The following is a 13,705-nucleotide window of genomic DNA, read 5'->3' as shown; positions in this document are numbered from 1 at the left end:
CGATCCTGAAGGCGTCGGGCAAGCGCGTCATCCCCTGCCGCAAGGCGCTGGCTGGGTCTGTTGCAGCGCGCTTCCGGCAGAGGACAGGAAGCCCCATTGCGCGGCCTGAAACGCTTCGTCCAGAAGCGTGATCCGCTGTGGTTCGGGCGCGGCGTGGCTTTCGCAGGCCAGCCCGGTCAGCGTGATCATCGAGGCCAGGAACAGAACCATACGGCACAGCATGGTTCAGCCATCCCCCGGCACGGCGTCGATTTCGAATTGCAGCACTGCGCCACCGGGGCCGTCTTCCTCGTCATCCAGCGCAATCGCGCCGCGTGTCGTGGTGCCGAAACCGGCCTGCATGAAGGCGGCGGCCATGCTTGAGGCGTTGCCGCGCGTTGTTTCCAGCTCGGCCTGCTCCATGAAGGCAAGGTTCTCGACCACGGATTGCGGTTTGGCCGGGGTCAGGACCATGATCACCCGGTCGCGACCAAAGGCCGTGTCGGTGATCCGCAGCAACCCTTTTTTGAGGCTGTCGCCGGGCTGCATCCGGCCGGAAAAGAAATGGCTGATGGAATAATCGCTGCCTACGTACAGCACGTTCACATCCACTGGTTGATCCGTGTTGTTCCGGGCAAGGATATGCACCTCGTCGCCGGGGATCAGCTTGGGCACGGCCACGGTATCAAGCGTGCGAAGCGTCTTGTTGCGCTTGTTCTTGGTGCGCAGTTCCACGTCCACATCCAGATCGGATGCGCCATAGCCTGCGCCGATTTTCAGAAGATTGAGCGCGCGCGACATGTGACCGAGCGTGTCTTCGAGAACGATGGCCAGATCCTCGGTCGACTTGTCGGCAATGCTGATCGAAGGAGTCTGGCCAGGGTTCTCGGGATCAAACAGCCCCGAGGAGGGCAACAGCCAGACCGCGCCGGGGCGCGGGCTGTCCGGGAGAAAGGCCATGCGGATATCCGCGTCCTCGCCGGGGGGGACAAAGCTGATGCGGCTGGACATCTCACCATCAGTGCGGATCACCGCGAGTGCTTCGGCAAGGGCGGCGCCGTGGTTGGCGGCATCCGGCTCGGGCAGGGCGACGGTGAGGGTGAAATCCATGCCCTGCGCCTGTTTGCGCAGATAGGCGCCGTTCGGGATGACGTCGGGCGTCAGGGCTTCGTGGCCATGGGCGGCAATCGGCACAACTTCGGCGGAAAAGGCATCGGCCCAGTCCACGCGGAAATAACCCAGTACCGCTTCGTCCGCATCGGCGGCCGAGGCAAACAGCGCCAGTTCTGCCCCTTCGGTCAGATTGTGTAGAGCGCCTGCGGGGATGGTCAGCACGTCGCCCCCGATTTCGACCGGCCACTGGGTCACGGGTTTCACGGGCTCGCCCGAGAACACGACCGTGTCGAGATCGCCCTCGAACATCGGGGTTGACCGGGCCATGTTCTTGACCGCGTACCGTCGCAACACCTCCTGCCCCAACTGGCGATAGGTGATGCCGGGGTTCTGGGCCAGCGTTTCAAAAAGGACAAAGGTGAACACCCCTTGGGATCGCCGCCCCTTCTTGCCCTTGGGTAGGCGTTTTTCGGGGGTGGTTTCGTTGGTCTGCGCCGCGAAGAAGGCTACGAATCCGCCGGTGTCACCCGCCGGGGCCGCATCGGCGACCGGGCTTTCGGGACGGGCACGGGGATCGGGCAGGGCGCGGGAGCTGGTTTCGGCATCGGCCAGCGCGGCATCGGGAATGCCCAGGGCGCGCGGGTCGAGTTTGCGCAGGCGCACGTCGTCATCCCCCGTGGGCGCGGCGCGGGTTGCGGTGCCGGAATGGCAGCTGTCAAAAACCGCCCAGACGGTGGCGCCGCGCGCGCGCAGGGCGTCGATCATCTGGCCGATTTCGTCGTCAACCAGCGCGTTTTCGACTGTGCCCACCGTATCGTTCCAAGGGCCGATATCGACGGGTAGAAACAATTCGTCCAGCCCGTCCAGCTCGCTGTCCGGGTCGGCGGCGGGGGCCTGGCTCCCGTGGCCGGAGAAGTGCAGATAGACAAAGTCCCCCGGCTGAACCGTTTCCGTGAGATCGGCAAAGGCCTGACGAATCGCGGCCAGCGTGGGCGCGGTCGATCCTTCGATACCATCGGCAAGGATGGTGACATTTTCCGGCGCGAAGGGCGTGCTCGCCGACGTGGTCAGGAACCGCTGCACAAGGTCGATGTCATTGGCCGGACCCCTCAGCCAGAACCGTTCATCCAAGTTGGTATAGGTCGAGGCTCCGATCAGGATCGCGTGGTTGTCCCGTGCAAGGGCGGGCAGCGCCAGCATGGCAGCGGCGGCCGAAGCAAGAAGGGTGGTGCGCAACATGTCCGGCATCCTCAATTGGTGATCAATGCGTATTGATTTTCCGCCGCGCCCTTGTTGCGCACCTCGACACGAAAGCCGCTGGTGGTCGCCGGGCGCCAGCCGCAATAGGCGATGTCGCTGACATCCGTGTCCGAACACACGAGCCGCCCCTGTGCGTCATATATGTAGAGGTTGAGATCGGTGTTGCCCTTGCCTTCGACATAGACCTCGGCATAGGCGCCGCCGGTGAACGGGAGCGATTCATATTGGTCGGTGCCATTGGCGCCGATGGTGACGACGCTGTAGACCGGGCCGTCCGCGACGCCCTTGGTCATCTCGACGCGGATATCCTCGATCAGCCCCGACATGAGCTCATCGTCCCCGGCCAGCGCCGCAGCGGTGTCGAGCATGTCCTGCCATGTGACCATCTCTCCACCGCTGCTGCCCCCAACTGGGGCGCGATCGCTGGCGCTGAGCGCTACGGATTTGCGCAGCTTGGCGGCCGAGATCATCAGCAGGGGATCGGTTTCGGCCTGGGCGATGGCAAACAGCTCTCCGGAGAGGCGGAAGGTATTCAACGGGCTGGTCTGGGCCTGTGCCTGAGCGCTGGTCGCGGCCAGAAGGGCCGAGAGACAAAGGGCTTTGAGCTTCATTCCGGGTCTCCTGAAAAGGGGGAATTCAAATAATTAACTTGTCTTCAATCTAAGGAGGCAGCTTTGCCCGGATCAACGGAATTCTGCGTGATCCGCCGTTTCTAACCGGATTTGTCATGAGCCTTGCGTGACGCGCCCCGCTAGGGTGCAGGAAACCGAGATCAAGGAGTACGAGATGCGAGTTTTGCCCCGATTTGTCCTTTTCATGGTACTGCCGCTGTGGCTGTTCGCCATGCCCCAGATGGCCAAGGCAATGGCCTCGATGCGCCCTGCGATCGACGCCACATTCGTCATTCGGTCCAACGATCTGGAAGAGCGTCTTCTGGGGTCGGGGTTCCGGTTTCTGCGCCCTGGTTTGGCGGTGACGAATGCGCATGTGGTGGGCAATGAGAGCACGGTTTTGATTGTCGATGTGCACGGCGCGCGCGAGGTTGCGACGGTGGTGGCCCGCGATCCGGTGCGCGATATCGCGATCCTGAGCGTCTCGGAGTCCGACACCTACCTGCGACCAACCCCTGCTGGGACAACGGATCTGGGACAGGTGGTCTATGCCATTGGCGCGCCCTATGGGGTGGAGTTCTCGCTCAGCCGGGGGATTATCTCGGCGCTGGAACGCCAGATCGAGGCCAATGTGCCGATGCGCATGATCCAGCATGACGCCGCCGTCAATCCCGGCAGCTCCGGAGGGCCGCTGATGGACATGAGCGGGCGGCTTGTGGGCATGAACAGCCAGATCGCGGACGGGTTCCGCAATTTCATCGGCATCGCCTATGCCATTCCGACCGAAGCGCTTGTGGCGGCCATCGCGCGGCTTGAGCAAGGGGGCGAGACAGACTTGCCGCGCATGGGGCTGCGTACGCGCCCCGTGAGCCCGAAAGTGGCCGCCGCAATGGATCTGGAAGATCGCTCGGGCATTCTGGTCGATTCCGTTTCGGCTGGCAGCGCGGCGGATCGCGCCGGGATGAAACCCGGTGACATCCTGCGCGAAGTGGGCGGGCGTCCGCTGGAAAAGATCGGTGACCTCGCCTTTGCGCTCGAGGCGGTCGCCGGGCGCCCCGAATTCGAAGTTATCGTTGAGCGCAGCGGGCGCGAGGAATCCCTGACTGTAACCACGGCCGGTGAAACCCCGACCAGCGCGGTACGGCACGGCGAACCCGCGCGCCGCTCGGAGTATGGCTTTGATGAAACCGGAATGAAAATTGGGTCGGACGGGTGGATCGACTCGGTCACCGAGTTGAGTCTTGCCCATTACGAAGGTTTGCTGGCCGGGGATCGGATCGTCGCGGTGAATGGGGTGACTGTAGTCGACGGGCTGTTCGAGAGCTTCCGCATCACGCGGCCTGTGCTCTTGCTGGTCGAGGTGTCCGACGGGTCGACCAAGCATGTGATCCTTGATCCGTGGGCGCGTCCAGGTCGGTTGCGGCCGGTGTCCGGTGCGAATGTGCTTGACGAAAGCGTTGTACTCTTCTGAACTTGGCGAAAGGAATTTGCCATGACCAACCCCTCTGTCCTGATTGTTGAAGACGATCCTGTCAGCGCCGAAACCGTCGCCACCGTGGCCCGAAGCCTTGGGTGCGAAACAGAGGTGCAGGGCACCTATGACGATGGGTTGGCGGCGGCGACGTCCGGAGATTTCGACGTGATCATCGTGGATCGCATGCTGCCCGGTGGCGACGGGATCGACGCCATCGCCAAGTTGCGCGGTGCGGGCTCGAATGCGCTTGTCCTCGTGGTGAGCGCGTTGGGCCGGGCCGCGAACAAGATCGAAGGGCTGGAACGGGGGGCGGATGACTACCTTGCCAAGCCGTTTGATGCCGACGAGCTGCGCGCGCGGGTGCAGGCGCTGTTGCGGCGTGCAAGGATGCAGACCAGCGACAATGACCTGTTGGTGTTCGGCGACCTCGAGGTGCGGCTTAAGGCGCGCACCGTGCATTTCGGCCAGACCCATATCAAGGTGACGCCCAAGGAATTCGATCTTTTGACCTTCTTCGCCCAGAATGCCGGCCAACCGGTGACGCGGATGCAATTGCTCTCCGAGGTCTGGAACCTGCATTTTGACCCCGGCACCAACGTGGTCGATGTTCATATCAGTCGCCTGCGTCGCAAGCTTGAGGCCGATACCGGCGTGACCTACATCCATACCGCGCGGGGTGAGGGGTATATCTTTTCGCCAACCGCGCCCGAAGCTGCCTGATACATGGATCGCAAGACCTCTCGATCGGCCAGCCTGCGCCTGACCATCCTGATCGCGGGGGTCATGGTGCTGGTGTCGCTTGGGGGGCTGTGGTTCCAGTACGGACAGGTGGCGCGCGCCTTTGATGCGCGCCAGATCGAGGCGTTACAGGCTGATCTGGATGGGTATTCCGCGCTTTATGATCAGCGGCGGATCCCGGCCCTGCGGCAGGCGATGGAGTTCCGGGCCCGCACGCAGGTGGGGTACGAGCGCGTCTTCCTGCTGCTTGATAAACAACAGCAATTCCTGGGCGGCAATATTCCAAGCTGGCCTGAAGGTGTGGAAATCACTGCGCAGGGGTTTAAAGCCGACCCGGTGCAATGGTTTGACTATACGCTCCCGAATGGTGAGGCCGGTCGATACATGGGCGTGGCGAGGTCTTTGCCCGGTGGCTTTCCCATTCTGGTTGCCACGTCATTGACCCAGAAACAGGCGTTGATGGCGGATATGCGGGCCACGATTGCGCTTGCGGCGGTCATCATGGTCGCGCTCAGCATCGTTGCTGGATGGCTAGTCAGCCGTCTGGTGATCACGCGCATTGACCGCGTGAACCGGCTGGCCGACCGGGTGGCGGGCGGTGAGCTTGGCGCCCGCATTCCCGGTGCGCGCAGCGATGACGAGTTCGGACAGCTTGAAACCCATGTGCATGACATGCTGGATCGGATCGAGACCCTGCAAAACGCAACGGCGCGCCTGTCCGACAATATCGCGCATGAATTGCGCACCCCCCTGAACCGCATCCGGCAGGGGCTGGACCGGGTCGAGGGGCAAGACGCGGTGGTTGATGGGTTGAAGGCCGAGTTGAATGACACCGTGCGGGTGTTCGAGGCGCTGCTCGACATCGCCTCTGCCGAGGCCGCAACCGGGGACATGCCGTCGCTTGTCCCGGTGAATCTTTCGGAGCTGTGCGAACAGATGTTCGACCTTTACGAACCGCTGGGCGAAGAGCGCGAATTGCGGGTCAGCGCCGAGATTGCGCCGGATCTCTGGATTGTCGGAGACCGCGCTCTTGTCTCACAGCTTTTGGCGAACCTGCTGGACAATGCGCTGAAGTTTACAGCGCCCGGGGATGCCGTGACCCTGTCGCTGCAAGAGGCTGGCGAGCGGCATCGGCTCAGCATCTCCGATACCGGCCCGGGGGTGCCGCAAGAGCTGCGGGATCGGCTGTTCGAACATTTTTCACGGGGTGAACCGGCGCGCGGCGTGAAGGGACACGGTCTCGGCTTGGCGCTGGTGCGCGCGATTGCCGCGCGCCACGGGGCCAAGCTCAGGATTTTGCCTCAAAACAAGGGCTTTGCGGTCGAATGCCTTTGGCCTAGAGTTGACGCGATGTAAGCTGCTGCATCTGGGTTGGGTTGGACATTGGTTTCTGAAATTTTGCGTAGTTTTTTGGGCGCGGCCGTGGTGACACTGGCGGGGTGCGCCGCCGTCAACGAACCGATTAATGCGACGTCGCGCGGCGGTATTCCGGGCGGAGCCGAAAGCCAAACCACCTATGTTGTTGATGACGTCTTTATCGGACTTGCCTTTTCCGGTGGCGGTACGCGGGCGTCGTCTTTCTCTTATGGCATGTTGCAGGAACTGCAGGCCAATGGCCTGTTGAAATACGTGCGTTTGGTGTCGGGCGTGTCCGGCGGATCGGTGACGGCGGCCTATTACGGGCTGACCGGACCGCGCGGCATGAAAGGCTATCGTGAGAGATACCTGATCAAGGACGCCGAAACCTATATGGCGAACAACCCGGTCAATCCGGTCACGATTGCCAAGGGGCTTTCGGGCGGCGCCAATGATCGCAGCACCTTTGCACGGTTCCTTGACGAAACCCTGTTCCACAACGCGACCTTCAAGGACCTGCACAAGTCCGGGGTCGAAACCTGGATCAACGCCAGCGACGTGGCGAATAACACGCCCTTCCTGTTTTCCACCGAGACCTTTGCCGCGCTGTGTAGCGACCTGACCAAGCTGCCCGTGTCCGAGGCGGTGGCGGCGTCGGCGGCGTTTCCGTTGGTCTTTGCGCCGATCGTGCTTGAGAGCCATCAGGACTGTAACTACCGGGAACCCGATTGGCTTACGGCGGCGCGCAACAACCCCGAGGCCACATCGGCCCTGCGTGCCTATGGCAAGGCGCTTGAAAGCTATCGCGACCCGGACAAGGTACGTTATGTGAAGCTGCTGGATGGGGCCGTGACCGACAATTTCGGCACCACTGGGCTTTCGGTGGCGCGTGCCAAGTCGCAAAACGAGGTCGGTCCGCTGACCCCGAAACAGGCGGTACGGATGCGACGGATGATGTTCCTTGTCGCCAATGCCGGGGTGCAGCAGGACTATAAATGGACACAAGAGATCAAGGGGCCGGGGGGCGTGGAACTTGCCATGTCGATTGCCAACAGCTCCATGGGAGCCGCCACGCGGGTGGGCTTTGACGTGATGCGCCTGTCTCTGGATCGCTGGCACAATGACCTCGTGGAATGGCGCTGTAGCCTGTCATTGCCCGAGGTAAAGGACCTGCGCGGATCGCTTGACGGATGGGATTGCCAGGACGTGAAGCTGTTCGTGGGCGAGGTCAATTTCGATCCGCTGCCCAAGGAGATGCGGGACAGGCTTGATGAGATTCCGACGCGGCTCAAGCTGCCCGAAGAGCAGGTGGACCTTGCGATTGCCGCCGCGCGCCAATCGACCCGTCTCAACGCCGAGTTCAACGGCTTTCTGCGCAGTCTTAAGGGGGCGGAGCCTGTCGAAGGTGCGCGCCGCATAACGCCCAAAAAATCAGCCCCGGTTTCGAATTGATGACAAATCCGTTCATGTTTCAACACGCGCTTGATCGGTGCCAAATCCCTTGTATCGTTGGCTATTATGACCAAAGCTCTTAAGCCAAGATCATATTACCTCGGACTGCTCATGACAGTCTTCTGCGCGGCGCTTTTTGTCCTGGGCGTCGCGCAGACCCATGCGCAGACCGCCCCGCAGACGCGAGCCGTTCTTGTCGGGGTGAGCGATTACTATCATCTGGACGCGGACCTTCGAGGGCCGCGCAATGATGTGGCGCTGATGCTGCGCGCTCTGCTTGGGCGCGGGATCGCACCGGAGAATATCACCGTTCTGAGCGAGGGCGTTGAGGATGCCCCCGAGGGTGTCATCCAAGACAAGCCTACCCGCGCGGCGATTTTGGCGGCAATGGAGGCTGCCAGAGGTCAAAGCGCTTCGGGCGACACGGTGCTGTTCTATTTCTCCGGCCACGGCTCGCAGATGCCCGACCAGAGCGGCGATGAGCAGGGCGGCTATGACCAGATTTTCCTGCCTGCCGATGCAAAAGGCTGGCAGTCGAGTATCGGCGCCGTGGAAAACGCGCTTGTTGACGATGAACTTCGCGTTTGGGCGGTGTCGGTGCTGGGGCGGGGTGCGCAGCTGGTGGCGATTGTCGATGCCTGTCATTCCGGTACCGGGTTTCGCGCACTGGAAGGCGGGGCGGGGGCAGCACGCTATGTCGATCCCTCCATGCTGGGCGTGCCGGATGCCGCTGAGCCACGCGAAACCCACGACACGGGGGCCGAGTTGAGCGGTGATTTTGTGTTTCTCTACTCCTCGCAATCCGACCAGCGCAGTTTCGAATATCCCTTGGGCGATGGCGCCGATCCGGCCAATTGGTACGGCGACTTCACCCGCAACCTTGTCCAGGTGCTCGAACAGGCCGATGCGCTTAGCTACGGACAGTGGCTGCAAGCCGCGCGCGACGGGATGCGCAAGGCCTCAGCCACCGCTACGCAAACCCCGGATGGCGAAGGTACGCTTCTGGATGCTGCGGTTTTCGGAGAGGGCGGGGCCGCCGGGCAGCGGATGGTGATCAAGGGCGGCAAGCTGCAGCGCGGCGCGCTTTCCGGTGTGGCGCCCGGTGCGGTGCTGGCTGTGTACGGCGCCGCGACGGGAGGTGAAGTTCTGGGGCAGGTCGAAGTGATCGAGGCCATGCCCACGCAAGCCACGCTTCGGGGACGCGACGGTTTTGCCGTGCCCGCCGCGGGCTACGGCGAAGAAGTGGCGCCGGGCCTGCCGCCAAAGCTGGTGATTGCACCGCCCCGCGCCGCGATCGAACATGACGGCTATGAATACCGCCCGCTGACGGAAGCCTTTGATCGTCTCGCGGCGGACGACCGCGTGGATGGCGTCGCCTTTGCGGATCAGGGCTATGACATGGGACTGGTTCTTATGGACGGCACGCTGGCGCTGACCGGGCGGGATGGCATCCTTGACCCGAACGGTCCGGAAACCTCGCCCCGGTTCCGGTATGGTCCGACGGGCGATATTCAGGAACAACTGGCGGGCTGGCTCGAAAGGATCGGGCGCGTGCATCGCCTGACAGCGGCGCTGAACGGGGTCAAGGGTGGCGGATTCTCGATTGGTGGCACGGGTTTGAAAGTGGCGCTTGAGCGGCGCCCGACCCCGGCGCGGGGATCGGGTTGTGCAAAGCCGCGCGGTAAGGAAGAGGTCGGAGACGGTGCGGCGCTACGGCATTGCGATCAGCTCTGGATCAACCTCACCAACCAATCCCGCAAGGCGCAGGATGTCACCGTGCTTTATGTGGACCGTGATTTTCACATCAGCGCGCTTTGGCCCGAACCGTCCCTGTCCAACCGGATCGAACCCAGTGGTCAGAAAAGCATCGGCATGCGCATCGTCAACGAAAGCGCGCCGGATGCGCCCTTTGCCAGCGGACAGGAACAGCTTCTGGTTCTGGCGGTTCCAGTCGATCCGGACGCTCCGCGCGTGGTGCTGACCGCGCTGGCGGACGGGGCGCCCACACGGGCCGGGGATCAGAGCCCGTTGGAAAGTTTCCTGGGCGCGGCGGTTGCTGATGGTGCCACCCGCGCGCTCAGTCTGAGCGGGGCAATGGCGCCGCTCAAGGTCAACAGATTTGGATTCGAGGTTCTGCCTCGGGAAGAGTAAGGGAACAGGAGTAACCTTCATGAATATCAGGAAGATAAGTCAGATTTGCGCTGCCGCGCTGATGGTGGGCGGCATGGCAAACGCGCAGGAATTCGGAGGGGAAAAGGCCGACCCGGTCATGGCCTCGCCTTTCTCCTTCGCGGAAAGTCAGAAAAAGGCCGAACGCGCCAAGGAAGTTGCCGCACAGGAAAGCGGGTCCAAGGTGATCGGCGGAAAGGTCGCGGAAGATGGCGCATGGCCCTGGCAGGTGGCGCTGGTGGTGGGCGGCTATCCGCTTCAGCCCGATATCCAGTTCTGCGGTGGTTCGATGGTGCTGGATCGCTGGGTGCTGACTGCGGCGCATTGCATCCACATGGCGGATGACAACGGCAATTATCGCGACATCCCCGCCGAGCGGTTCAATGTTGTGGTGGGCACCAACCATCTTGTCGAGGGCAAGGGGGACGTTGTGCCGGTCGAGGCCGTGTTCCGCCATCCCGGCTATGTCGGCACCGAGTTTGACAACGATATTGCGCTGATCAAGCTGGCTCGCGCCCCGCGCGCGCCCTACCGGACGATCAAGGTGCCGGATGCCGAGTTTGGCGACTATCTCGAACAGCCGGGCGTGACCACGTTTGTCACCGGCTGGGGCCTGATCGAGGGTGCCCAGAACCCCGACCGCCTGCGCGAGGTACAGATCCAGATGATGGAACGGGACATGTGCAATGGCCTGCTGCTTGAGGCGCGCGCCGAAGAGGCGGTCAAGGGGTTCGGCTATGCCGCACAGGTCTTTGGCATGAACCAGGCCACGGCCGAACAGGCCTGGTCCGAGTTTGTCCAGCATGTCCCGGCACCGCTTACGCCGAACATGATCTGTTCGGGCACCTATGAAGGCGGCAAGACCTCGTGTCAGGGGGATAGCGGCGGCCCGCTGGTGGTGCCGCTGAATGACGGGTCGTTCATTCAGGCAGGTGTGGTGAGCTGGGGTCTTTCGGCCAAGGACAGCAAGACCTGTGCCGAAAACGCGATCTTCTCGGCTTATACCCGCACTGCGAATTACGTCGGCTGGCTGAACGACACGATCGCGCGGAACAACTGATCGTCTTGCGAACTGCGAAAGAAGGGCGCCGATGTCTCGGCGCCCTTTGGCGTTCTAGCTTTCGATCCTGAATTCCTGGAACAGGCAGCCGCCGGCATAGGGCTTTTCCTCAAGGAGTGTCAGGCGCGGCGTGGCTTTGACCCCTTCGAAGAGACCGACGCCGGATCCCAACAGGATGGGCGCGCGTTTGAGGCGCAGTCTCTGTATCCTCCCGGCGTTCAGCAGCGCGCCCGCGAGTTTTCCCCCGCCGCAAAGGTATATCGGACCGGAGGCCGTGCGTTGCAGGTCCCGGACATGGTGTTCAAGCCCATTGCGCAGGATGTGAATGTCGCTTTGTGCCGGTGTTTCCATCGTGTTTGAAAACACCACGGTCTTCATGTGCGGGTAAGGGTTCTGCCCCGGTTGCAGCCCAAACCGATAGCCGAACTCATAACTATGCCGCCCCATGATCGCCGCAGAATACTCTGTCAGGCGCGACATGTAATCGTCGACCACGGGGCCGGTATGCGCGAATTGAGAAATGTCCCCTTCGGGACCACAGATAAAGCCGTCAATCGAGACGGCAACGTCATAAATGACCGGTTGCATGATGTGCTCCAGCTTTCGTGAATAAGGTGTCCTTGGCCGTGTTGGCCTTTCAAATCATGGACTTACTTGATCACTGGCAGGGCGCTCCTCTGGATATAGGATGTGATAGCAGGTCTCGGCTCGCGCGGCAAATGGGCCAACAAAAAAGGCGCCCCGTATGAGGGACGCCTGTCTGCTCGATTGGTCTCGGGGCTAGTTGGTCAGAATGTAATAGCTGTTGCGAACGCGGCCCTGGTTCACCACGCCGATCAGGAAGTATCCATCCCAGCGCGGGGTCCACGAACAGTAAAGCTTGTCCGAGTAGCTGACATCGCGGCAGATAACGTTTCCGTTCTCGTCCGTGACCAGCAAATCGAGGTCCGCATCGCCGTCGCCGATGATGGCGAGTTCGGCGAGACGCCCGCCGTAGAAGGGGACGCGGAAGATGTCCGTGCGTCCGGCGTGCAGGCGTGACAGGGTGCGCGAGGGGCCACCGATGCGGCCACGTGCGCCTTCGGCCTCGGCGTCTTCGATCAGCCCGAGGATGGTTTCATCCCCACCGGCAAGCTCGCGCGCCGAAGCAAGCATCATTTCGGCCGAAACCGGTGCCTCGGTACCTTCGCCACCATCAACCACTTCGCCTGCGCCTTCGGTGGGTTTGTTCTCGACTTCACGATCTACATCGGTGACCTCGATAGACATGGTGATCTGCGCCGCGGTCAGTACGGCCAGAGCATTTTTCTGTTCCATACCATAGGCATAGAGGTTCTGGGCCATGGCAAGCTGAGCCACCGGGCCTTGTACGCCCTCGGCGTTTTCAGCAACGTTTGTGCCGGTCTTGTCCTCGGCAAAAGCAAGGGTCGCGGCGCCGATGGCGATACTGGCCACGGCGGCCTGGATAAAGGATTTGGTCTTCATAAGGGTCAACACTCCTCGAGCAATTCCGGGATGTCCCCGGCTTCGTGAATGGCCCGATATTGGCATCTCGGGTCGCGATCACAAAGCCTTTCTTGATGACAATAACGGTCATGTTCGCGAATGCCCGGAAAACGGTATTTCACGGGGTCGGTTTCATGTCGGTATAACGTCGGTATTGCGTCGGTGCGGAGTTGGAAAGCAGAGGTCAGAAGGACAGCTTGCCTTCGGCCCGGTTCAGCATGACACCCAGAAGCGGTTTCACTTCGCTCAGCATCTGCTCGACCTTGGTTACATCCTCGGCTGTCGACTCGCCTGCGCCTGCCACGACGAGCACGCCGTCGACATTGGGCAGGAAGGCCAGCACGTCGTCATGTTCCAGTGCCGGGGGCAGGTCGAACAGCATTAAGTGCGGGCACAGCAAATCCTGCAACTCGTCCAGCACGTCGCTTGTCATCGTATCCTGAAACAGCTCTGCGGCATTGTTGGCGGGTGTGTTGTTCAGACCAAAGGCGAGATTGGCATGGCTGCGCAACAGGAATTCTTCGGGGGCAAGCGCACCCTGCAGATAGTCGGCCATGGCATGTTCCGCCGGGAGCCCCATCAGGCCATGCAACGCAGGCGCGCGCAGGTTGAGATCAAGGACGACGCTGCGTGCCGATTCAAGTCGGGCCACCGAAAAAGCAAGGTTGGTGGTGACAAAGCTGCTGCCACACCCGCGGGTCGGGCCGGTGATGGCGACGCGGGTCCAACCCTGATCGGCCAGCGCCTGCATCAGTCGCGTGCGCAGCATGTCGAACGCTGCATGGGCCGGATGGCTGCGCGTGGCGGTGATAATGTGGTTGCGTTCGAGTGTTTCAGTGTTGGGTCGCACAATGGGAAGGCTGTCCCAATAGACAGCGGGGTCGTGCACCGCCGGGAGGCGGGGCGCGGTGTCTTCGACATCAGGATGTGTCTCTTCGGACGGATCGTCGATCATTGTGATACCCGGGCTGCTCTGCTGCAGAACAT

At 62.1% G+C, this 13,705-nt stretch carries 12 protein-coding genes; 6 read left to right on the top strand and 6 right to left on the bottom strand.

Features of this window, described 5'->3' with window-relative positions; translation table 11 throughout:
- Positions 1-27: 27 nt before the first annotated feature.
- The 3 genes from BMZ35_RS06325 to BMZ35_RS06315 are packed head-to-tail and all read right to left on the bottom strand — an operon-like array spanning position 28 to position 2,963.
- Positions 28-222 carry a hypothetical protein gene (locus BMZ35_RS06325; protein ID WP_093091914.1) on the bottom strand — a complete coding sequence of 65 codons (195 nt, stop codon included), beginning with the start codon at positions 220-222 and terminating at the stop codon, positions 28-30.
- Between the two features lie 3 nt (positions 223-225).
- Entirely contained in the window at positions 226-2,331 is a 2,106-nt protein-coding gene (locus BMZ35_RS06320; protein ID WP_165610018.1) for a caspase family protein, read from the bottom strand.
- An 11-nt stretch (positions 2,332-2,342) separates the two neighbouring features.
- Positions 2,343-2,963, bottom strand: a complete 621-nt coding sequence (locus BMZ35_RS06315) for a hypothetical protein (RefSeq protein WP_093091910.1) — start codon at positions 2,961-2,963, stop codon at positions 2,343-2,345.
- A 205-nt stretch (positions 2,964-3,168) separates the two neighbouring features.
- Here BMZ35_RS06315 and BMZ35_RS06310 point away from each other — a divergent pair, with 205 nt between their 5' ends.
- The 6 genes from BMZ35_RS06310 to BMZ35_RS06285 all read left to right on the top strand — a co-directional run bounded on the left by BMZ35_RS06310 (position 3,169) and on the right by BMZ35_RS06285 (position 11,212).
- Entirely contained in the window at positions 3,169-4,434 is a 1,266-nt protein-coding gene (locus BMZ35_RS06310; protein WP_165610017.1) for a trypsin-like peptidase domain-containing protein, read from the top strand.
- A gap of 21 nt (positions 4,435-4,455) precedes the next feature.
- Complete coding sequence (locus BMZ35_RS06305) at positions 4,456-5,157, top strand: response regulator transcription factor (protein ID WP_093091906.1); 702 nt, start codon at positions 4,456-4,458, stop codon at positions 5,155-5,157.
- Positions 5,158-5,160: 3 nt separating this feature from the next.
- On the top strand, positions 5,161-6,531 hold the full coding sequence (locus BMZ35_RS06300; RefSeq protein ID WP_093091904.1) for an ATP-binding protein: 1,371 nt from the start codon (positions 5,161-5,163) through the stop codon (positions 6,529-6,531).
- A gap of 42 nt (positions 6,532-6,573) precedes the next feature.
- Positions 6,574-7,983 carry a patatin-like phospholipase family protein gene (locus tag BMZ35_RS06295; protein ID WP_165610016.1) on the top strand — a complete coding sequence of 470 codons (1,410 nt, stop codon included), beginning with the start codon at positions 6,574-6,576 and terminating at the stop codon, positions 7,981-7,983.
- 66 nt (positions 7,984-8,049) lie between these two features.
- Positions 8,050-10,134 carry a caspase family protein gene (locus BMZ35_RS06290; RefSeq protein ID WP_093091900.1) on the top strand — a complete coding sequence of 695 codons (2,085 nt, stop codon included), beginning with the start codon at positions 8,050-8,052 and terminating at the stop codon, positions 10,132-10,134.
- A 19-nt stretch (positions 10,135-10,153) separates the two neighbouring features.
- Positions 10,154-11,212, top strand: coding sequence for a serine protease (locus BMZ35_RS06285; RefSeq protein ID WP_131814336.1), 1,059 nt, complete (start codon positions 10,154-10,156; stop codon positions 11,210-11,212).
- A gap of 54 nt (positions 11,213-11,266) precedes the next feature.
- Here the strand turns inward: BMZ35_RS06285 and BMZ35_RS06280 are convergent, their stop codons facing one another.
- From BMZ35_RS06280 to BMZ35_RS06270, 3 genes are all read right to left on the bottom strand, one after another.
- Entirely contained in the window at positions 11,267-11,800 is a 534-nt protein-coding gene (locus BMZ35_RS06280; protein WP_093091898.1) for a dihydrofolate reductase family protein, read from the bottom strand.
- Between the two features lie 192 nt (positions 11,801-11,992).
- The gene (locus BMZ35_RS06275; RefSeq protein ID WP_093091896.1) at positions 11,993-12,697 is read right to left on the bottom strand and encodes a hypothetical protein; all 705 of its coding nucleotides are present in this window, start codon (positions 12,695-12,697) and stop codon (positions 11,993-11,995) included.
- 205 nt (positions 12,698-12,902) lie between these two features.
- A complete protein-coding gene (locus BMZ35_RS06270) occupies positions 12,903-13,673 on the bottom strand; it encodes a CpsD/CapB family tyrosine-protein kinase (RefSeq protein WP_093091894.1) in 771 nt (256 codons plus the stop codon).
- Between the last annotated feature and the right edge of the window lie 32 nt (positions 13,674-13,705).

The organism is Shimia aestuarii (assembly GCF_900114635.1).
GTDB lineage: Bacteria > Pseudomonadota > Alphaproteobacteria > Rhodobacterales > Rhodobacteraceae > Shimia > Shimia aestuarii.
This window is presented reverse-complemented; position numbering and strand designations above follow the sequence as displayed.